The following is a 23,127-nucleotide window of genomic DNA, read 5'->3' as shown; positions in this document are numbered from 1 at the left end:
GCCAGTCTTCATCGTCGTTCCCGGCGTTTTCTGTTTAAACTTGTCTATTTTTATTACTTCACTTTTTTTTCGTTGTTTAGTGATTAATCTTTAGTCAACTTGCTGAGCAACTCTTCCAGATGGGATTCATCGATGGGACGGCTGAAATAATATCCCTGGACATGGTCACAGTGATAGGCTTTTAAACAATCCAGCTGTTCCAATTCTTCGACTCCTTCCGCAATCACATCCATATGAAGGGTATGGGCCATCATTATAATGGATTCCATTAAATGCTCATTGGATTTCTTGAGCAACAGATCCCGGGTAAAAGCCTGATCGATTTTCAAGGTGTCAATGGGCAGATTTTTTAAATAAGCCAGAGACGAGTAGCCAGTACCAAAATCATCCAGCGACATGCGGATACCAATTGTCTTAAGGCGATCAAAAATTCTAATCGCCTCTTCAAAGGAATGGATAAACAGATTTTCGGTAATCTCCAGTTCCAGCAAATTCGATGCAAGGCCGCATCGCTTCAAGGTTTCTTCCACCATTTCCGGAAAATGTTCATGACTTAGTTGAACCGGCGAAACATTGACTGAAATCATCAGGTCGGTGCCCATTTTCCGATTAATCGCAACGATTTGTCGGCAGGCGGTTTCCAACACCCAGGCCCCAATCGGAACAATCAGTCCGGTGGATTCGGCAAGATGGATAAAATCCAGTGGGGAAACCATCCCCAGCTGGGGATGATCCCAGCGGATCAACGCTTCGAAACCACGGATTTTTTTATTTTTAACATCGATTTGCGGTTGATAGTGAAGCAAAAACTCATTGTTTTCCAGAGCCGGTCGGAGGGAATTCTCCAGCCTCATATTTCTCAGCAGATTCTGTTTCATCTTATTTTCAAAGTAGGCATACTGGGATCGCCCTCGCTGTTTTGCCATCTCTGCTGCCGTATTGGCATATTGCAGCAATTCTTCGACATTTTTGGCATCATCAGGATAGAGTGCGATGCCCACAAGAAAACGTAGATATACATTGTTTTCATTCAAACTCATCGCCTGATTAAAAACCGCCCGCAACTTTTCAATCTCTGCCAGCGCATCATCGGGTTTCTCGAGATCCGTCAGTACCCGGACAAAATTAGAACCATTAATTCGGGCTACAAATCCATGGGAGCATTGAAGTGCCAGTAACCGGGCACCCATCATCTCCAGGATCTTGTCCCCAAAGGATGGTCCAAAGGTATCATTGATCCGCTTGAAATTATGAATATCAAAACAAATCACGGCAATTTTTCCGTGATTATCGAGGATCAATTGATTTAGAGTCTCCAAAAAATAAGCCGCATTGGGTAAATTGGTCTGGGAGTCGTAATAAGCCAGAACCTTCAAGGCTTCATCCCGTTCCTTGACACAGGCGACCATCCCATTAAAATTATCGGTAAGCTGATCAAATTCGTCAAAACGATTGTCAGTAATAATGGGGTGATAATCCCCGGCAGCAATTTCCTTTGTCTGCCGGTTCAGTTCGCCAAAAGAATGATTAATATCTTTAAACACCAGTCGGGCAACAAACCGGGAAAATAAGACCAATAAAAAGGTGAACAATAGCATAACCGCTAAAAAAGGCCTTAAAGCTGCATAAATAGAGTCATAGGATTCATAAACAAAGACATGCCAGCCAGCTTTCTCGACATCAGCGTGACTGACCATGGCTGTTTTTCCATCATAAGTAAACGCATTAATCTGATCTTCTGTTTCTATGTCAGGATGGATCGCCTGATAATTAGCTTCAACCTCCCGCTGATAGACCTTATTGATATCCTTATTGGAAATAAAGACACCATTGCCGTCGGTGATGGCGACAGTCACCGTATCGCCAAAGGTTTTGATGTGATTTAGCGAAAGCATGCTGATTTCTTCCAGATTTAAATAGGCTACCAGTACCCCATCGCCATGGGGTATGGCAATGGTGATGGTGGGTTGACCGGTTTGCTGCGAAATAAAAGAAGACGATACAAAAGGTTTACGGGTGGACCTGGTCTCTGTAAAAAAAGGTTGACTGGCGCGATTTGCACCTTGAATATTAACATTTTTTGGGGCAATAATTTTTACCATTCCGTTAGCATCTAGAAATTCAAATCCCTCAACCGAGTCTGAATTTTTAAGGATTGCATCCAAGTAACTCTGGATGGCGACGTCATCTTTTAGCGTGCCATCATCAAGCAAATGATTTATCTGATAAAGCACCTGGTACGATTCCTCAATAAAATCAGACATCCGCTGGGCAATCGTTGCGGCGATCATGGTGTTCTTTTGATGCATATCTTTAATCAGATAATTATAAATTAGCGGCGTCACTAAAAGACCCACGAGGATCAGTGGAATGACGATAGAAAGCATATTATTGATCAAAATGAAATCTCGCAGCTTTTTTATTCGCTTCATAGTCTATTCCGCCTTTTTAAATTGACCGTCCTTCACAACGTATTGGTAGATGGTTCGGCTGGCATCCCCGTACTCATTGATGTTTATTTCGCTTTGGAGTCCCTGATAGGTGCCTTTTTTAATGATTGTCTTCTTGATCGTTTCGGGATCATCGCTGTTGGATTCCGCCATGGCATTAAATAAAACCATCGCCGCTTCATATGTGTAAACTGCGGCAAATGTGGGTTCGGAACCGTATTTTCTCAGGTATTTCTCCCGGAACGAGGTATAAGCGGGGATCTGGGAATCTGAATCAATCAGGCTTGTAATCTCGACATCTTCGACTGATTGGCCCCCCTGCAAAAGCAGGTCATTGTTCATCGACCAGGCGGCCAGATAAACAGGCGTTTGGTTATTCTGTTTATAAAATTGCTGGCAGAACATGGCTGCATCAAATGATGAGGCTAAAATCACAATGCTGTCTGGTTTTGAATTCAAAACCCGTTGGGAAATGTCCAGGTAATTTGGGTTTGCTCCGGATAAAAAAGCTTCTTCATAGATAAACTGACCGCCAAGTGGTTCTATTTCTTTAGCAAGACAATCTTTAACCGTCCCGGTATAAGCCAAATTCTGAGATTCGTAAATCACGGCTACTTTTTTCCCGCCGCCGTTTTTCACCATGCTTTCTTTAATGATCACCGCCTGATCACTGTTGGGAGATACGACCCCAATCAAGTGATCATCCTGATTAAACAGGGTGGTGGCACTCATAGTCGGGCTGATCATTAACATGTCTTTACTGTTGACAAAGGGGATGCTCAAGGCGGCCATATTGCTGGTCATGTGACCGATGATAAAGGAAATGCCATCTTCGTAAAGTTCCTGATCAACAGCCAACCCGGTTTGTGGATCGTTTTTGTCATCTTTGACAACCACTTCCACCGATCTGCCATTAATACCGCCAGTGGCATTAATTTCTTCTATGGCCATCATCAGACCATTGCGACCATTAACGCCCAGCTCTGATGTACTTCCGGTGAGGCTGGCCACAAAACCAATCGTGACCGGTTCCTGTTGACCACAGGAAGTGAGGGTCAAAATTATTCCGATCATCAGAACCAGTTTTGCAAATACTTTCCATCGATTCATAGCCAACGCCCCCTTTTGATGGTGAGTGTTTGAGATAAACACTATTTCAAGTTGATTCATAAATTCTTATATATCAGTATACCCTAATTTAAAGTCCACAAACCCGGTTCGATGTTAGGCTGCTAAATCTTTTTTTGTTCAACCCGAAGTGAAAGAGCGATCACTCCCACATCTACCGCTATTTCAACCGATGATGATTCTGATTATTTGATGATGATTCTGATTATTTATAGACCATCTTATTCATTTTGAAAAAGAAACACAATAGCTAACATCCCGTTTTAATGAATTTTACAGTCAATATCTGATTGCCATTTTGCTTCTCAAATTTTAGATTATTTATATTTATTTTTGAGTATCCGTTACTTTGTTTATTTTTAAAATTACAGGGTAATAATTTCGTGTATAAAACAGAATAAAACGCTTGCTCCAATTCCCGGTTTCCGCTACACTGATGCTACTTCAGTACGACCCTATCCAACGATCAAATTTATCATCAATTATGATGAACCAAAGGAGAAATGAAATGAATAGTAGAAAAAAGGATTACTTTTCAAAATGCTACTGTCCATTGGATTGCCGGTCGCCATTATTTTTGCGATTGTCGCAGGAATATCCCTCTACGTTGTCAACCAGGCCATTACCAAGATTACCATCAATGAGCTGTCAGCCCGGTCACAATCGGTATCCAACGAAATTGACAGCTATTTTACAAAGTATCTGGAAGCTGCCAACCAGCTGTCTGCCAATCCCGAGATTCGCAGTTATTTCGAACAGGTCACTCCGGGAATTAACATCAACTCAACCGTCAATTTTCCAGAAATTAAGCAAACCCTGGATAATGTAGCTGCTACTGATCCGGAAAATATCCGGGTTGCCTGGGTAGCTGACGTCGACTCCAGTCAGTTTACCCAATCTGACGGTTCATCGTCTGATGGCACCTATGATATTAATGCCCGTCCCTGGTACCAGGAATTAGTAGCCAAAAAAGAAGTATTTATTTCTGAACCTTATTTAGACGTTGTCACCAATCAAATTATTGTCAGCGTCGTCGCACCAGTTTTTAAATCCGGTACTCAAGACTTAATCGGGGCAACCTGTGTGGACGTATCCATCGATCGGATTAAAGAAATCATTGCCGAAAATAAAATTGGCGAAACCGGATTTTTCGTGGTTTCAACCAACAGTGGTATTGTCTTTGATCATCCCAATCCGGACTTTAACAATGGTCCCCTAAGTGATACCGATCTCTCTGAAAATATCATCGCAGCCCTGACCGATAAAACTTCTGGTCCGATTTCCTATTCATCTGGCAGTACCGAAAGCCAGGGTTATGTCACCGAGATCGGTGATACCGGCTGGGTTCTGGCCACCGGATTGCCAATGGCAGAATTCAACCAGTCATTCGCCACCATTCAGACGATGATGCTGGTGATCTTTGGCCTGGGCCTTTTGGTTATCATCGGACTTATCGTTATTTCCACCCGCAGCTTTATCCGACCGATTACCAAACTGGCTGAAGCTGCTGATCATCTGGCCCTGGGTGCGGTTGATATCGACTATGCCATGGCCGATGACGCCAAACCGGATGAAATTGGAGAACTGACCAAATCCTTTGTCAATATGGCCGAAAACATTCGCGATCAGGCTGAAGCTGCCCAAAATATGGCGCTGGGGGATTTATCCACGGATATCCAGCCCAAGTCAGAAAATGATGTCCTTGGTAACAGTATGGTTTCGATTAAGAATGCCATTGGCAGCCTGGTTTCCGATACCATCATGCTTTCCGATTCAGCTATTCGCGGCGATTTCACTAAGCGAGCTGAGGTCAGCAAACATGCCGGCGAATATGCCAAGGTAATTTCCGGGGTTAACCAGACCCTGGATACCGTCGTGGACAATATGTTCTGGTACGAAGCCATTATCGATGGCATCCCCTTCCCGGTTCACGTTACCGATATGGATATGAAATGGACCTTTATGAACCGCGCTTTTGAAGATCTGATGATCAAAAATGGCGTTATCGAAGATCGGGTTTCCGCCTGCGGCATGGATTGCTACAATGCCGGAGCCAACATTTGTCAGACCGAAGGCTGCGGCATCCGCCGACTGGTTGATCAGGGTCTGGCCGATTCTTACTTTGAATGGGTTGGCCGTAATAACAAACAGGATACCGCCTACCTCAAGAATAAAAAAGGCGAAAATATTGGCTTTGTCGAAATCGTCACCGATTTAACCCCGATTATCCGGGTCAGCGATTATACCCATGCCGAAGTAACCAGATTAGCTGATAACTTGAATCGACTATCAGAAGGAAACCTTGACTTTGATATGAATATCAGTGAAGCTGATGAATACACCCGCGATGTCAGCGTTCAGTTCAATGAAATCAGCCATAGCCTGACTGCCGTTAAAGCATCGATTGGCGAAATGATTGATGGTGCCTCAATGATCACCAATGCGGTGATTGATGGTAACCTTCAAACCCGGGCCGACGCCAGCAAATTCCAGGGCGCTTGGTCGGAACTAGTCGGTGGCATGAATGCCATTCTGGACGAAATCAACAAACCGATCGGTGAGGTCATGGTGGTAATGGATGCCATTTCGAACGGTAATCTCAGTGAACGTATCACTGGTGAATATAAAGGCGATGTGGATGCGCTCAAAAAAACAGTTAACACGACTGCTGATATGTTAGATTCTGTTGTCAGTGAAATTACTGAAAAAATCGAACAATTGTCCCAGGGTAATCTGGATATCGATCATGCCCGGGCCTTCCAGGGTGATTTAATCACCATCTCCAATGCTATTAACGTGATCATTGATTCCCTAAACGATGTTATGGGCGACATCAATGTGGCCTCCGATCAGGTTGCCTCCGGCTCTGGCCAGGTATCCGCCGGAAGTCAATCCCTGGCTCAGGGCTCCACCGAACAAGCCAGCTCAGTTCAGGAACTAACCGCCTCGATTGCCGAAATTGCTGATCAAACCAAAAACAATGCGGTAGATGCAAATAAAGCCAGGGAATTAGCTGATACCGTCAAAGATCACGCTGCTAAAGGTAATGCCCAAATGTCACAAATGCAGAATTCGATGGTAGCTATCAACCAGTCATCGGAAGATATTTCAAAAATCATCAAGGTCATTGATGACATTGCCTTCCAGACCAATATTCTGGCTCTTAATGCTGCCGTCGAAGCAGCCCGGGCCGGTCAGCATGGCAAAGGCTTTGCCGTCGTCGCTGAAGAAGTCCGTAGCCTGGCAGCCCGGAGTGCCGATGCCGCCAAGGAAACAACAGTTTTGATTGAGGGCTCTATCGACAAGGTTCAGGAAGGAACTAAAATTGCCGATGATACCGCCGCCGCTTTAGACGACATTGTTGCCGGTATCGAGAAGGTCACCACCCTGATCGGAAATATCGCCGTGGCTTCCAATGAACAGGCTTCCGGCATTGCCCAGATTGATACTGGCGTTGAGCAAGTTGCCCATGTGGTCCAACAAAACTCCGCCACCGCCGAAGAAAGTGCCGCCGCCAGCGAAGAACTTTCCGGACAGGCTGAATTGCTAAAACAACTGGTTGACACCTTTAAGCTTAGAAACAAGAGTAAATCAAGTGTAACGTCAGCAGCACCGATAAAAAAGTCCCAAGATAACAGGCAACCAGCCCCTGAACCAAGCATTGATCTCGGCGATATGGACATGGATAAATACTAAACAACCAATCAGCACTTCAATCAACAGGCGTCTTAACAGGCGCCTGTTTGCATTTATATGATATCTATTCGAAGATAAATGCTTACCGTTCAGTCTGGTTCTCTAAAGTTATATGTGAATATTTCGATATAATAATATGAATACAATCAATTATTGTTATACTGTTATACTCTCAGACTCAGATTATTTGCGACTTATTGGTATAACGATTAGTCTGCTTATAGTAATACATTAAATGTGCCACATAGAAAGGAGCCTTATCATGAAAGACAAACAAAAAAAAGGAAGTGATCAGACCTTGGTTAAGTCCCGATTATCAACCAAATTAATGGTTTTTACCACTCTGATCCTGGCCGCTGCGGTACTCATTCTGGGATTGATTGCCATCAATTTAGGAGCAGATGCCCTAACCCAGGAGTCCAAAATTCAAGAAGAAGCCTTCGTGGCTGAAAGTGCCAGTCATATTGGCGCTATCATTACTGGTAATCTGGGAAAGCTGGATGAAATTGCTTTACGGGCACGAACGACAACGATGGACTGGAATACCCAGGTCACCTCCATATCCGGTGATGTCGAACGGCTCGGATATCAAGATATCGCCGTCATGGATGTCAATGGTCATGCCAAATATATTATTGGTGGTGGTGAATTTGATTCCTGGGGTGAATTCTGGTATGAAGAGGGATTCAAAGGGAACCTTTCAATTTCTGATGTCTCCATCAGCAAGGTTACCAACGAACCGGTGGTTTTTGACGTTGCACCTATTAAAAACAATGGCCAGGTGGTAGGATTGTTGGTTGGACGGCGAGATCCGACTTTTTTGAAAAAAGTCACCAGTACCATGGGTGATGGGGTTAGAAAATACGGTTTCGTGATTAACGAAAATGGCGGCTTTATGGCCCATCCCAACGATAAACTGATTTTAGAGCAGTCAAACCTTTTTGACGCCATTGAGAATGATGGACCTACCAAAGGGTTTGCCCTGGCCATCCAAGCCCTTGGCATTGGCAATGCCGGAAGTGTAAATTATAACTATGAAGGTGTTCAGAAACTAGCTTATGCAGCACCGATACCCAGCACAAAATGGACCCTCGTGGTCACTAAATTTGAAGAAGATGTCCTGGCACCCATTAACAATCTAAGAAACGTCATCTTGATTGCTTCCGTCCTGATTTTGTTGGTCGGTGGTGTGGCCACCTTTATTCTGGCCCGAAGAATTTCAAAACCGATTGTCGCGTTAAACGAGATGATCAAAGAAATGACCCAGGGTCATCTGGGCGTCCGACTGGAAAGACAATCCAGCGACGAGGTTGGTGAAATGACCGCTTCTATGAACCAGCTGGCAGATGATCTCCAAAATGTCGTCATCGGTACCATGGATCAGATTTCCAATGGCGATGTGTCTGCCAATATTGAAATTCGTGATCCTCAGGACGAAATTGCGCCTGCTCTGAAGCGCACCATTGAAACTATCCGGGGACTGATCAATGAAGCCACCATGCTTTCCCAGGCTGCCATAAAGGGCCAATGGGAAACCCGGGGTGATGCAGATGCATTCAAAGGCGGATTTAAAGAAATTGTTGAAGGGGTCAACGCTACCCTGGATACGGTGGTTGATAAAATGGTCTGGTACGAAGCCATCATCGATGCCGTTCCCTTCCCCATTCATGTCACGGATAATGACATGAAGTGGACCTTTATGAACAAGCCTTTTGAAGATATGATGATTAACAACAAGGTTATCACCGACCGTGAATGCGGTTATGGGATGGACTGTTACAATGCCGGTGCTAATATCTGTCAGACCGAAGGCTGCGGAATCCGTCGCTTGGTGGATCAGGGCTTAGGCGACAGCTACTTTGAATGGTATGGCCGCAACTACAAACAAGATACAGCTTATCTCAAAGACTCTAAAGGCGAGAATGTCGGCTTCGTGGAAGTCGTCACTGATTTAACCCCAATGATCAGGGTCAGCGACTACACAAAAAATGAGGTCACCCGACTGGGTGCTAATCTGACCCGCTTATCTCAGGGGGATCTGTCCTTTGATATGGACATCAGCCAGGCTGATGAATACACCACTGAAGTTTCTGCTCAATTCACTGAAATCCGAAACAGTCTGGAAATGGTTCAAACATCCATCGACAACCTGATCAGCGATGCAAATATGCTGGCCCAGGCTGGTATTGACGGGAATTTGAATACCCGGGCCGATGCCAGCAAACACCAGGGCGACTTTGCTAAAATTGTTACCGGCGTTAACGCCACTTTAGATGCCGTGGTTGAACCGGTCCAGGAAGCCTCGGCTACCCTTAATGAGTTGGCCAAAGGCAATCTAAACACGGGGATGGTCGGAAACTACAATGGTGATTATACGTTAATCAAAGACTCAATGAACCAGACCATCACCTTCCTAAAACGCTATGTGGATGAAATTACCTATACCCTGGAAGAAATGGGCAATGGTAACCTGGATCTGGAAATCACTGCCGACTATCTGGGCGATTTCCAGGCGATTAAATCCGCCCTTAATGGGATTGGCGCCACCCTCAGCGAAACCATGGCCGAAATCAATGAAGCCGCCGGACAGGTTGAAGCCGGCGCCCGGCAGATTTCTGATGGCGGGCAGGCGCTATCCCAGGGCACCACCGAACAGGCCAGTGCTATCCAGCAACTTAACGCTTCCATTGAAAAAGTGGCCGGTGAAACAAAGAAAAATGCTACCAACGCCAATGAAGCCAATGAAAGAGCCTTAGAGGTCCGCAGCAATGCTGAAGTTGGTAATGAACAGATGACTAAAATGGTCACTGCGATGATCGATATTAATGAATCCTCGAAAAATATTTCAAAAATTATCAAGGTCATCGATGACATTGCCTTCCAGACGAATATCCTGGCCCTTAACGCCGCCGTTGAAGCCGCCCGGGCCGGCCAGCACGGTAAAGGCTTTGCCGTTGTTGCCGAAGAAGTCCGCTCTCTGGCGGCCCGCAGTGCCGAAGCTGCCAAAGAAACCACCGGCTTAATTGAAGGCTCCATTGACAAGGTCGAAGCCGGCACCAAAATCGCCGATGAAACCGCCTCCAGTTTAGTTGAAATTCTCAACGAAATTGAAAAAGTAACCGGTCTGGTTGGTAACATTGCCCGGGCGTCCAATGATCAGGCTACTGAAATCGCCCAGATCACCCAGGGCATTGAACAGGTTTCCACCGTTGTTCAGACCAACTCTGCTACCGCTGAAGAAAGTGCTGCTGCCAGCGAAGAGCTGTCCGGTCAGGCCGAAATGCTCAAACAGATGGTCGGTGCTTTTAAAATCAGGAAAAAAAGTTCTGCCCACCATACCACCTCCAACTCCCCGGTTGAAAAACCATTGAATCCGGAAGCACCAACGCCACCCCGAATTGTCCTCGATGATCTCGAGATGGATAAGTACTAGCCCCAGTATTTGAGTCACATAAAGAAAAAAAACAGGCATCCGTATTGGAGCCTGTTTTTTTTGTTGCAAACTATTTATTTTGTAATGTCTTCGTCATCCAGTTTGATTGCTTCGGCTGACTTTTCAATAAGTGTCGTGCCTTCTTCCATATCAATGATTTCGTCAATCATTAGAATTTCGTCGTCGCCTTGATTTCGTTCTTCCTTGAGTTTTTTATTGGTGAACAACACATTGTAACAAATGAAGCCCACACCAACAACATCCAGGAACAGAAATACGACAAAGTTAATAAATGGAATGTAGCCTAAAATAATCGCTGCTGCTGCGACGATTAAGATCGAAACAAACGAGCTGAGTAGCGGTTTCATATTGTCTTCAAAGAAGCGGATCAGCAGTTTTGACAAGACCACTGCGGCCACCGGCATTCCCAAAATGGCCAGGGCGATGATCCCACAGGTCATGGCAAAACCAAATGGTGCATAGATAATGAAGGAAACAATCAGCAACAGTGGTGTGACGAAGAAAAATCCAGCCCCTATTCCCAATGAAGCCAATATGTGTTTTTTTGCCATTATCGTGGTATTGGCATTAAATTCTTTGGTCATAAAGGTAACCAGTACCCAGATTACCAGAATAAAGGCCAGTTTGGTGATAATCGATAACAGAATGGAGCCAACGGTTGGTCCCTGAGCTTCTTCAACGGTTTGTTCGTTAGATACCTTCTCCCAGCTAACTTCTGGAGCAGTGGCGCCTGGGGCGACGACCGCCTGATTGGCACTACGGTTATTGATTGGTCCCGTGATGTTTGCCCCATCATTAATGCTCAATTGATCCACGTCTGTTTCCACAAAGCCGTTGATGGTCCCATTAATCGAGACATTACCAGCGCCGGCTCGGAGATTTCGACCCACAGTTCCATCAATATTTACATTGGCAGCGGCAAGATAGGTATCCCGGTTGATGTTGGCAGATTTGCTGATGGTCAGATCGGAACAGGCGGCAAAGACATCCCGGGTCACCTCGCCATTGATAATCACCTGGTTGGCCCCGGTGTAGAGATTCCCGTTAATTTTACCGTTAACCGTTACCGTATTTGCCGCTGCAAACACGTCGCCGTTATATTCCCCGTCCAGGGTGATGGCATTGCCGGCAAAAAAGGTGGTAGTATCAAATACTGAATTGGCAGTGATATTTGAACCGGCAAAGGCAAATTCCGCATTGGGAACCGATGCACCCTCAATATTTACATTTCCCGCTGAATCTTCGTAAGGGCTGGTATCGCTATTGGTAGCCCCGAAAGCCGTAGTAACAGTGATAAGCAATACCATCACTATCATTAAAACTGACACACTAAATTTTTTAAACATTTTTTATTCTCCTTCAAATTTTTTTATTTATTAAGTCTAACAGAAATGCTGCTCATTTTTAAAATGATTAATCAACACTCCTGTACCGACACAAATAACGACCGAAATTAAAAATGACATCGCATTGAAACTATTTTGCAGCTGTTGGGAATAGTGGATAACGATGCTGGTAAAAACAGTTATGACGGTTGAATCTCCGGTTTGCGCAAATACAATAAAGCGCATTAACATGACTGAAAAGGCAATGGACAAAATATAAAACAAAGCAAACAAATCTGAATTTCTAGTTTTTTCCAGACTGGCCTGATTAATCCGATTGATGATATCAAGCTTTCGGCTGGTAAAAGGAATCGTATCGCCATAATTTTTCACGTTAGTTTCATTAAAGCCCAGACAGGACATCATTTTATCTAATTCGCTCATTGTCACATTCCTCCTTCATATAGGTTTTTAAGTTTTTTACAGGCCCGGTTCAGCCGGGAAGATAGGGTACCCATGGGGATATTTAAAAATTCGCAAATCTTTTTATAATCCCAGTCATAATAATACCGCAGAATCACTGCCCCTTTCAGTTCGTGGGGTAATTGATCCAGAGATTTTTGAAGTTCGCCAAAATCCATGGAATCGATATTGTCATAGCTCAAAGCCTCATCAGCAAATAGACTATCGCCATTTTCCTGATCGTCCAGATACACCATGGTCTTATTTTTTCGCAATAGATCCAGGCTGTTATTATGAACAATTTTCAGAAACCAATTTTTAAAACTGCTATCCAGCCGATACTGTCTGATTTTTGTAAATGCCTTTAAAAAACTTTCCGCCACCACATCCTGAGCGTCAAATTCGTTTTTAAGAAGAGAATAGGCATAGACGTAGGCATATCGTTCGTACCGTTCGACGAGGGGCTCGAAATATCCGGAATTCCCTGTCGTGATATACTTCTTGATCAACGCATCATCAGCATCCTCTTCTCGATGTTCTTTCAACAAATTTCACCTCCGTTTTTTCTGCACATCTATATAACGGATGTACCCCGGGTTTTCTTCCCAAAAAAAATAAAATAATTCAAGAAATTTAAAAATTAATTTCAAATCCGCAAAAAAGCACTGATTCATGACAACCAGTGCTTTTTTTTGTGAACTAGCTATTTCCAAAATTTAACGCTCTTGACGGTTCCCTGATGACCTAAAAAAGTCATATAGTATCCAGTTTGATCATCATTAAACCAGATCATCAGCAAGATCAGACGAACTAATTTCTTATCTTTCATTGACTACCCCTTTTTTTCATCACTGGTTCTGGCCATAAGATTTAACAAGCCGGTAACCTCTTCAGATCAACCCAATAATTGGTGCAACTATAATAAACGGTCTCGGAATTCGGCTGCCAGGACCGTATCGGTATCCGCATCAAAGGTCACAACCAGGATCGAACCGTCGGTATTGATCCAGGCCAGGGCGTAAGCCTCTTTGTCGGCATAACTGGGATTAACCATTCTCAGCATCTCCACCCCTACTCCCGTCAGGGCTTTCTTGACATTGCTGCGGGTCATCCCCTTGGTAATTTTTGCCCCCTGTTCTTTTGTAACACTGGCATTGCTGAGTTCAATCAGTTCCCGGGCGCCGGTGGTCGGAACAAGCAGCTTCAGAGTAACCAAATCCTTGCTATCAAAAAATACATTGACCGCATATCCGGTGTCCGGATCCAGATAAATATAGGACCCTTCTGGTGAGGTATTCCCGGTGGCTCCCAGGACTTTCTCGATTTCAGCTTTTTTGTCATTGATTTGAATCTGGTTGTAGAGATCAAAAATCGCATTGCCGGATACTTCCTGTTCTGCTCCATTGCCCGACGTATTTTTTGATTCTGTGGCTTGATCCCCGCCTGATGAACAACCTGCCGCTGACACCAGCATCGCTAATATCAATCCCACCACTAACAACAGCCGTCGTTTCGCTTTTTTATCCATTAAGTTCCTCCCCTTCACAAACCGCAACTCCGCTCGGTATTATTTCGTCACACTGTCTTTTGATAATAATTTTTTACCCGCTATTCTCAATTTAAAACGCTGCTGATCCGGAGTTTACAAAACAGGCAGCGATAAATAACAATTCAACGCTGCCTGTTTTGATCAAAGCCCTTTGGTTATTTATTTTTTATTCAAAAATTCAAATACCTGATCCAGCAAATCCTCAACTGTCTGCAGCACATTATCTTCATCCTGGTTAGTGATCACGGCAAATAATTTTTCAATATCGACATCGCCGTAGTTATCCTTTAAACGTTTATTTAAGTAAGCGTTCATAAAACCATCAACGACAGCTCTGAGTATTTGCACATTTTTCTCAAGGGTTTTAATCAGATTGGCGGTTTCTCCATGATTAATCAAAAAATCGAGCTGCATGATATTTATCGTGTAGGGTGAACTGTGAAAGGTCAACCAATCTCTGACCTGCTGGTTGAAGCCTTGCTGATCTTCAATTATCTGCGAAAGCTTGTCATGGGTCAAATCTTTAAACTCGATATTATCGAGTAGTAATAATTTGAAATCAATGGTCAGTTTTCTGGCATTGTTCCAGATCTCCGCAATCAATCGTCTTCTCTCAGTAGCGTATCCCACCACTGCAACGATGAAGCTGACCAGCGAACCGGTGAAAATGCCAAATAGAAAGGCGTTGTAATTGTCCAAATTATCAAGGATATGGTCTTTCAACGGACCGCTGATCATACCTGGAATCACATCGTCAATGGCGAAAATGGCCAAGGCGGACACCACCGTTAAAATCAGGGTGACAATGGTACTATACTTAAATGTTTTCATCTGCTACTCCTAATTGGTTTCCAGCTCCTTAAAATACTCACTGATAATCGCATAGCTATCTTTGAGCCGTTCTTTGTAGGTGGGGACATCCCAGTTTTCCCAGTTAAAGACCTTCTGATTGTTTAGGCCAATACTGGCAATCGTCTGGTTGTTGTCCCGTTTTACCAGGACGCCACTGGCCAGAATACCTTCGGTTATCACCGTCTGGAGCTCGTTGGTGGTAGGATTCGGGATGATCCGGGGATCATCGACCACCCGCATCGTCGAGGGATCGGTGACGTTAATCCGGGTCCAGGGAATTCGGATCGAGATGGTTTTGCCTGAAATCTGGACCTGATGATGAGAATTGTTCTCCAGGCTGCCAAACGATAACTGGCTTAAATCCTGAATCACGGCTGGAATTGTGGTGCCGTCTTTGGTGATGATTTCTTTATTGGTCAGCATTGACATGGTGAAAAATAAGCCGGTTTGTGAAGCGACAGAGCTGTGATTGCCGGTGCTGTTGTTATATCCCGGCTGTACCTGTAAAAAGCCTTCATTGCTGCCATTGATTTCAATGATATACTCCAGGCCGGAAGCGGCCGTAGTAGCGATATCTGTCCCGTATTTCATGTTGCCCCGGCTGCGGTCGTAGGTATCCAGACCGATGATCAGTTGTTCCTGGGAAAAATCAACCAGCCGTTTCAGATCCAGATCAATATACAGATAAGTTTCGTCTGCTGCCAGCGCCATTTTTGAGATAACACCGTCATCCTCAATAACATAGGGTAATGATCGCGGTCCGTCTGATTCCATGGCATAAATACCGTAGTTCTGTTCCGGATCCACAGCGTTATGCCACAGCGGATTGCGATCATAAGGGATGATATAGGGTTCGGTGATCCAAGTCTTCTTGGCCCATTCGTCGGTCCATTCAAAGATGATCCCACCGGCATACCCCTCTTGCTCAATGGCCTTCATCATCCGGACGATGCCAGTTCCCTGGGCTTCTTCGGTCAGTCCACCATGGTGATAGCCATCAGGATTTTCATGGGCGTTACCGGAGCCGGTGGCCAGCCCAAATTCGGCCACAATGGCCGGATATTTCTGATGACCGGCGATGAACTCCTGCAGGTAGCCACCATAGCGGAAGCTGCCCGCATCATCGGTGTATGCGGCATAGCTCGTCTCATTGTTCATAAAATCCGGATAGTTGGGATAAATATGATAGGCGCCGAAGAACCCGGACTGGAGTTTTTCCCGGGTCGAAATATGGTTGATATCGACGGAGACCTTGTCGTTGTACTGCTTGCTTTTATCCCCGGTTTCGTTCCATTCGGAATTGTGCTCAGTTGGATCCAGAGTTGGCCAGCTAACAATCCCCACCGGATGCTGCCACTTGTAGGTATCTTCTTCGTATTGCAGCACGTAATCACAACTCATCGCCAGCCAGGCCTCAGTGGGGCTGGCGTTGGCTTCAGTGTAAAGGTAATTGCCATTAAAGACAAAACCGGGATTCTTTTCATTGGTACTGATCACCTCTTCCGGTTCCATTTCCCGGCCCACCAGATAGCCGACAATATAAGGCGAAACATCGGCGGTATAGTAGCCATAAGCCCGCCCCTGGCGCGGGGCAATATTAGCCCGGCCATGGATGGCATCGATGTCCATTTTTATTTCGGCTTGATAGGTGGTATTGTAATCCACGCCCAGGTAATTATGATCGGCCGGATTTTCTTCCGGCCATATTTCCTGATAGAGCCAGAGTTTATCTTCGGGATGCTGCTGATTGTAAAACACCAGCGCCGAGTAAAACTGCGGTGGCAACAGCGTATAAACCCGGATGGTATTGGCATTCATCGCACCGATATGTTCAAACCATTTCAGGTAGAGGGCTTCATCATAGGAGAATTCAGTAAACCATTTCCCCGGAACAGAGGAACCGATATTGACTCCTTTGGCATAAAAATCTTCCCAGATGCCATTGACTAAAACCTGAAAACCGGTGCCAGATGTGCGGGCCTCCATCTGGGTACCTGCGGTCACCTGCTCGGCCGCTGAAATTCCCGGCTTCATTTTTATCTCATTGATAATCTGCTGCATCAGCGGTACATAGCAGCCCCAATAAAATTTAGTGTCGGCATTGGGGTTGGCCACCGAAAATAATTGCTTAATCTTAGCAAAGCCAGCATAATTCCATAGTGTTCCCGAAAAATCCATCTGGGCAAAATCCCCAGCAAAATAATAGGCCGTGTATTGGGAATTAATTGACCGGGTCATCGCGGCATAATCGGTGCCCAGACCAAACTCGGCCAGCGCTGTTTTTCCCGCTTCACTGACATCCAGATGCAGTGTTGCCAAGGTTTCGGATGAGGCGTCAGGTTTGACCAGGTCAAACCACTGTTCAAAAGGAAACTCGCCATTGATCCCGAATTCATCTTGATAGGCCCCATCAAAAGACAGACTGATCCCGTTTTTATTCAGCGCTTCTTTATCTTTTAACACCAGCACCTGATCCTGATTTGACACCAGCACTAAACCGCCACCCCGGTATTCCCAGACTTGACCAGTCTGTTTTTCATAATTGTTGACAATAATTTCGGGAATTTCAACGTCCTTTTTCAGATCGGCAAAATACTTCCCGCTCCAACCGGTAAAGGAAACCCGGAAAACATCCTGAAGTCCCTGCTGACTGTCGGCATCCCAGATATCAAACTCGCCGATGATGGTGTTGCCCCCACCTAGATTGTTTTTTATACTGTTCAGCTCCGCTTCACTGAGATCGCCCACCAGCGGTTTCTGGGCAATGCCAGCGTAAATGACGTCACTAGCGAGGCCATTAAAATCGCTGGGATAAACCCCATCGGTATCAGCCAGATAAATAAGTTCCGGCATTTCTTGAGTTTGGGGAATTTCCCGGACCTGATAATCTTGATCCGATTTTGGGAAAACCCCATAATAATCACTATCATAGCGGAAGGGGTTTCCGGTGCTTTCTAGAACGACTTTTTCACTATTTAAAGCCCACATCAGCCCCATATGTTCCTTGTAAGTGGTATCCGGCACGGTTTTGTCCACCACCCAGATATTCAAAGGTGTTGATTCCTGATTGTCCCAGATTAAAAAAGGCAACACAAAAATACCAAATAACACCACCACAGTCCCAATACTCCCGATAACCACCGATTTAATCTTCATGATGCCACCTCATCCGGTTTTCCGGAAAATCCTTTGCGGTCGGCCTTCTGCCAGCCCACCGGTTTTCTGAACATGTTGACGTAACCACCAAAGCGCCAGAGGCTGAAATATTGCCGTATCCCAAAGTTCTCAATGATGGCATAAAATACCAGAATCCACAATTCTTTCCGGGAAAAATTTTTACCATTTTTTTCGGAAATCAGCAAGGAAGACACCGAAACGAGGATGCCCATCAGGACCATCGAAATGAATAGGATAATCGCAATTTCAACATTAAAAATGCCCAGAACAACAGATAAAATCACCATCAAGTATCCCTGGATTTCGAATAGCGGACCCAACATTTCAAAAATATAAAAGTAAGGGATGGCAACAGTGCCAATTTCTCCGTAACTAGGGTTAAACATCATTTTACGATGAAAAGTCAGAATCTCAATCAGCCCTCGGTGCCAGCGGTAGCGCTGTTTTTTTAGGGTTTTGATGTCCTCGGGAACCTCCGTCCAGCAATTGGCATTATAGGCATAGAGAATCCGAAAAGGGCGTTTGGCTTCTTTCATCTGCCGGCTGATCCGCACCACCAGTTCCATATCTTCACCGACCGTGTCGGTTTTGTATTTACCGCTGCTGGTAAGGTAGCCACCCACATTGATAAGCCGTTCTTTGCGAAAAAGGCCAAAGGCGCCGGATATAATCAGCAAACAATTAAAATATGACCAGCCCAACCGCCCTGACATAAAGGAACGAATGTATTCGATGGTCTGAAACCGCGCCAGCTTGCTCTCAGCCAGTCCTTTTTGGGCAATCTGGCCACGATCAATGGTACAGCCGTTGATGGGCAGAACATTCCCACCCAGGGCCGGGGTTTCGGTTTCTTCGTCCAGGGTCAAGGACGCCAGCTTGATCAGAGCATCATCTTCCAGCAGTGAATCCGCATCGATACCGCAAACGTATTCCTTTTTGGCGATATTGATGCCCATATTTAGGGAGTCCGCTTTGCCGCCATTAATTTTATCCACGACAATCAGTTGGGGACGGGATCGGTTCAGATAGACGCCCCGCACTGGTTTAGTATTGAGATGGCTGTCGTAAAGATAATCGACCCGCTTTAAATCATAGTAGCGAATCAGGGTATTCAGGGTCTGATCTTTAGAACCATCATTGACAATGATCAGTTCATACTCCGGATACTTAAGGTTCAGGAGCGAATTGGCACTTTCGATGATGGTTTTTTCTTCGTTATATGCCGGGGCGATAATTGAAATTGACGGTAGCATCCGTTTTTTGAAAAGCAGGGACATATCCTTAATATTCCATAACCGTTCCTGCCTCACCACACTGATATATGAAAACAGCAGCAGCACCAGGTAGATTAGATTGACCGCCATGGCATAATAGGCAATATAGTAATTAAAATCCATGACAAAAAGCTCCAGTTGATCAATAAAGGGCATCACCAAAAGAATACTCCAATGACGAATGCAGTAAATAATGGGGACAATCAGGCAGCTTGCCAATAACAAAAAAAACAACCGCCGGGTCAGTTTATCATCTCGCTTAGGCGGTTCGCTGGCGGCTGACTCAGTAACTTGAATGAGACCGCACTTTTTCGACAATCGCTCATTTAAATACCGGGCAAAGTCGTTTTCCAGCTCCCCGGACTGGGATATCGTTGCTTTTATAATGGCAATGAGTTCATTTTCAATATTGATATCTCTATTTTTGTTGAGAAAGTCAATAATTTCACTGGTTTTTCCCAGGCGAATGAATTCACTGATGATTTTTTTGGCATCCTCATTTTTTTTCCGGGTCAGTTTCATAATAAAATACTCAATCCGCAGGGCCAGGATGGTGGCCAGATCTTTCTTGACCCGAAGATCGTCTTCCTCAAAAAAAGCGGTGACGACCTGATTAAAATATATCCGGTTTTTTTCAATCATTGTTGCAATCCCATTGATGGCACCTCTGGCGGTGTCTTCCTGCCTGAGAAAGCCCAGCAGTTTAACCATTTTTTCAGGCGATTTAAAATTTGCCAGAGCTCGCATGGCTGCATTTCTGATTTCTAGTTCCTCAGCATAAAGATATTGATCCTGATCAAGGGCCTTTGGGTAATATTCGGCAACAATATCGCAGGCTTTAATGACCAGCTGGTGATGGGCTGCCCCGCTGTTCACACTCACCGGCAGCAGTTCATAGCGCCGGCAGAAAAAATCGGCCGCCACATCACCCTCGTAACGACAATTCACGCGGCTGCCCTCCAGCAAGGGACTGCTGTTGACACAGTTGATACATTGACGAGCATCAGCTTTACCGTACAGATTTTCCAAGTGTTCAATGGTTTCTTTCCGGGTATCAATCAGCTGAATCAGGTAGTTTCTTAACGCTTCAGAAAAATAAACCGAAGCAAAGTCCACAATCAGTTCCTGGAATTCGATCCGCTGACTGGTGATGATTTCGGGCAAAAAATGGTGAAAGTCTTCACCAAAATCCGCAATCAGCATATTCACCTTATTACGGTAAAAACGGCTCTCACTTAAAAGTGAATTGGTGAGTACGGGCAGGGATTCTTTATTACCGATATCTGTCAAACCATTGGCAATATAAAGTTTTAAGGTGCTGTTGGTTTCTTTTGTTAAGGATTCCTCCAGCGCCAACCGCGCTTTTTTAGTACCGAGTACGCCTAAATACAAGGCGGCTTCAGATTTTTTGGTGATGTTTCGATATTTTAACCCCTTCATCGCTTTTTTTTCAAAGCGTTCGATATCGATGGAACTGGCAATGTTCTCTTTGAGCTGCTGATCGTATCGCATTGATTGGCTGACCTGGTAATAGTTGGCAATCTCCAAAGGCTCATGGGCGTCTGCTTGATTTCCGGTGGCCGCATGCACCAGTTCTTCTTTTTGATGTCCGGCAAATATCAGACTCTTATCACTTTCACCTCTGCCCCTGACCAGGCGCACAATAATTACCAGATCGGCGATCAGAATCAAAATCCCAATGATGATCCAGATTTCAAAGATTTCTATCATCGAAGCGACTCTCCCTTAATTTTATTCTGAATGACCCCCAATAATTCCGAAAGCATAAACGGTTTTTTAAAATAATGCTCCACCCCCAAACTAGATGCCCGCAAAACCGACTCATCATTTTTAAGATAGGATAAAAAAACAAACGGAATTTTGCTGGTGTTGGAATCAGACAACATTTCTTCCCGGAACAAAAATCCATCCATTTTCGGAATCATCACCTCAGAGATAATCAACAGCGGATTATCATCCTTTGCGATTTGCACTGCCGTCTGACCGTCACTAACACTAACCACCAGATAATTAATGTTTTCCAGTGCGGTTTTTAAGACATCCACCGTAATTTCATCCGAATCCACAATCAGGATTTTCCCGATATTATCCTGGTACTCTGTCATTGAGGACTGACTGCAGACAATATTTCTGCCCATATTTCTGGCCAGCTTAACGCGCATGGCCGCAACATTATAGAATGCTTCATCCAGTTTCCCATTGTATTCAGCGGTCTCTCTGATCTCTCCCAGCCAGGTCAGACCGATCGAAGCTGTTATTTTTTCAATGAATTTTTCCGATCCGGCAATGGCATTTCTGATTTTTTCAGCAAAGACCCTAACAGCTTCTTTTGAGGTCTGAGGAATATAAAAGGCAAAATTAACCCCCTGGAGTTTGAATAACATCTCATTTCCTTCCTTTAATTCCTCCAAAATAAACGCCACATTCCGCTGCACTTCTTCCACCTCATCATGGCCATAAAGATATTCGATTTTTTCAAGGTTATCCAGACCGATGATTACCAGACCCGGATTCTGTTCAGAATGGTCGCCGAGAATACTGTTGATTTCACTGACCAGATAATTCTTAAAAAAGCTGAAATTATACAAGCCAGTGATCGCGCAACGGATCAATTTGTTCTGAGACTCCAAAATACTGGACTCCAACCGGGTATTGGTTTCCTTTAACAGGCGATTTTGCTCATTGAGGCTGGAAGCTTCCTCTTCGACTTTTTTGAGATGACTTTCAAATACTTCCGGCATGGGAATATCATACTCTTTGGACAGGGTTTCGGTTAACAGCTCAATGACCATCAACCAGGTTGTCCCTTTTCTGGCCAGAATCCGTTCAAATATCATATTCCATAACACATTGCCGGTAACATTGTAGTCCGTGATATTGAGGTCTTCGTCCAAAGTCAGTTCCATATCTGTGACCAGCTCCCGGACGGATTCCTGATTGAAAATCGACCCCAAGCGTTTCAAAACGGCCGAACAGATACCCATATATCCCCCAGATTTGGCCAGATCCCGCTTGATCGGGTTGAGCAGGGTACCACATTCCAGATCTCTTAATACTTTTATATGGGCTACGATATTTTCCTTAATAATCGATCCATGCTGGGGAGCAATCATCGCGATATCCATCCCCAGAAACAGTTCCATCACTGGTCGGATGATGCTGTTGGAGGGCATGTAATGTTCATGAAATGTTTTCATTTTTTCGATATAGTCAGCTTTGGCGTAGAGACTCCATTCGTAGGAAAAAGCGCCGAATAGATCGCTGGAAAAGAGGATTTTTGTCTGATAATCATAAGTGGTGAAAGCACCGGGGAAATGAAGATAGGGCGTCAGAACGAAACCCAAAATCCGTCCGGATGCCAGGGTAAGTTTGAACTCATTTTCATTGATGATATAATACTCCGATTTGATGCCATAATATTTAACCAATGTCTGAGTCCGCCAATGAGTGATAATTTCAAAATTAGCCCCGGCTTTTTCAAAGAGTGGCACAGCCGAACATAAGTCCGGATCCTGATGATGAAGAATCACATATTTGATCTTCTCCAGAGGAATGATGCTGCAGACATTCTCATAAACGTCTTCAAAATCCAGCACCGAACCCGGATCAATGAGTATTCCTTCATCTCCATCAACAATCAGATAGGGATTACAATGAAGTCCCCCATCCTGGGCACGTCCACCGACCCAATATATTCCCGTTGCTATTTCTGCTATTCGTGATGTAACCATATCTTCCT

The 23,127-nt window shown here is 44.7% G+C and carries 13 protein-coding genes; 2 read left to right on the top strand and 11 right to left on the bottom strand.

Features of this window, described 5'->3' with window-relative positions:
• Positions 1–83: 83 nt before the first annotated feature.
• On the bottom strand, positions 84–2,432 hold the full coding sequence (locus ABGU93_RS14435; protein ID WP_347414122.1) for an EAL domain-containing protein: 2,349 nt from the start codon (positions 2,430–2,432) through the stop codon (positions 84–86).
• A 3-nt stretch (positions 2,433–2,435) separates the two neighbouring features.
• A complete protein-coding gene (locus ABGU93_RS14430; RefSeq protein ID WP_347414121.1) occupies positions 2,436–3,560 on the bottom strand; it encodes an ABC transporter substrate-binding protein in 1,125 nt (374 codons plus the stop codon).
• Positions 3,561–4,118: 558 nt separating this feature from the next.
• Between ABGU93_RS14430 and ABGU93_RS14425 the strand changes: the two genes are divergently transcribed.
• Together ABGU93_RS14425 and ABGU93_RS14420 are read left to right on the top strand one after the other, a co-directional pair.
• Positions 4,119–7,274: a methyl-accepting chemotaxis protein gene (locus ABGU93_RS14425; RefSeq protein ID WP_347414120.1), complete on the top strand. Its 3,156-nt coding sequence runs from the start codon at positions 4,119–4,121 to the stop codon at positions 7,272–7,274.
• Positions 7,275–7,536: 262 nt separating this feature from the next.
• Complete coding sequence (locus tag ABGU93_RS14420) at positions 7,537–10,707, top strand: methyl-accepting chemotaxis protein (protein ID WP_347414119.1); 3,171 nt, start codon at positions 7,537–7,539, stop codon at positions 10,705–10,707.
• A gap of 74 nt (positions 10,708–10,781) precedes the next feature.
• Here the strand turns inward: ABGU93_RS14420 and ABGU93_RS14415 are convergent, their stop codons facing one another.
• The 9 genes from ABGU93_RS14415 to ABGU93_RS14375 all read right to left on the bottom strand — a co-directional run bounded on the left by ABGU93_RS14415 (position 10,782) and on the right by ABGU93_RS14375 (position 23,119).
• Positions 10,782–12,074: a hypothetical protein gene (locus ABGU93_RS14415; protein WP_347414118.1), complete on the bottom strand. Its 1,293-nt coding sequence runs from the start codon at positions 12,072–12,074 to the stop codon at positions 10,782–10,784.
• Positions 12,075–12,110: 36 nt separating this feature from the next.
• Positions 12,111–12,497, bottom strand: a complete 387-nt coding sequence (locus ABGU93_RS14410; protein ID WP_347414117.1) for a hypothetical protein — start codon at positions 12,495–12,497, stop codon at positions 12,111–12,113.
• Positions 12,498–12,499: 2 nt separating this feature from the next.
• On the bottom strand, positions 12,500–13,060 hold the full coding sequence (locus ABGU93_RS14405; RefSeq protein ID WP_347414116.1) for an RNA polymerase sigma factor: 561 nt from the start codon (positions 13,058–13,060) through the stop codon (positions 12,500–12,502).
• 158 nt (positions 13,061–13,218) lie between these two features.
• A complete protein-coding gene (locus ABGU93_RS14400; protein ID WP_347414115.1) occupies positions 13,219–13,344 on the bottom strand; it encodes a hypothetical protein in 126 nt (41 codons plus the stop codon).
• A gap of 87 nt (positions 13,345–13,431) precedes the next feature.
• Positions 13,432–14,043, bottom strand: coding sequence for a hypothetical protein (locus ABGU93_RS14395; RefSeq protein WP_347414114.1), 612 nt, complete (start codon positions 14,041–14,043; stop codon positions 13,432–13,434).
• Between the two features lie 180 nt (positions 14,044–14,223).
• Positions 14,224–14,895, bottom strand: coding sequence for a hypothetical protein (locus ABGU93_RS14390; protein WP_347414113.1), 672 nt, complete (start codon positions 14,893–14,895; stop codon positions 14,224–14,226).
• A 9-nt stretch (positions 14,896–14,904) separates the two neighbouring features.
• Complete coding sequence (locus tag ABGU93_RS14385; protein ID WP_347414112.1) at positions 14,905–18,072, bottom strand: hypothetical protein; 3,168 nt, start codon at positions 18,070–18,072, stop codon at positions 14,905–14,907.
• Positions 18,069–21,098, bottom strand: a complete 3,030-nt coding sequence (locus ABGU93_RS14380) for a glycosyltransferase (RefSeq protein WP_347414111.1) — start codon at positions 21,096–21,098, stop codon at positions 18,069–18,071. Before ABGU93_RS14380 ends, ABGU93_RS14385 begins: the two co-directional genes overlap by 4 nt.
• A complete protein-coding gene (locus ABGU93_RS14375) occupies positions 21,095–23,119 on the bottom strand; it encodes a response regulator (protein WP_347414110.1) in 2,025 nt (674 codons plus the stop codon). The genes ABGU93_RS14380 and ABGU93_RS14375 overlap by 4 nt, the downstream gene beginning before the upstream one ends.
• Positions 23,120–23,127 lie beyond the last annotated feature (8 nt).

Origin of the sequence: Acetobacterium sp., from assembly GCF_039830195.1 — a bacterium.
Lineage (GTDB): Bacteria > Bacillota > Clostridia > Eubacteriales > Eubacteriaceae > Acetobacterium.
The sequence above is the reverse complement of the archived record's forward strand: the minus strand, read 5'-3'. Positions and strand labels throughout refer to the sequence as shown.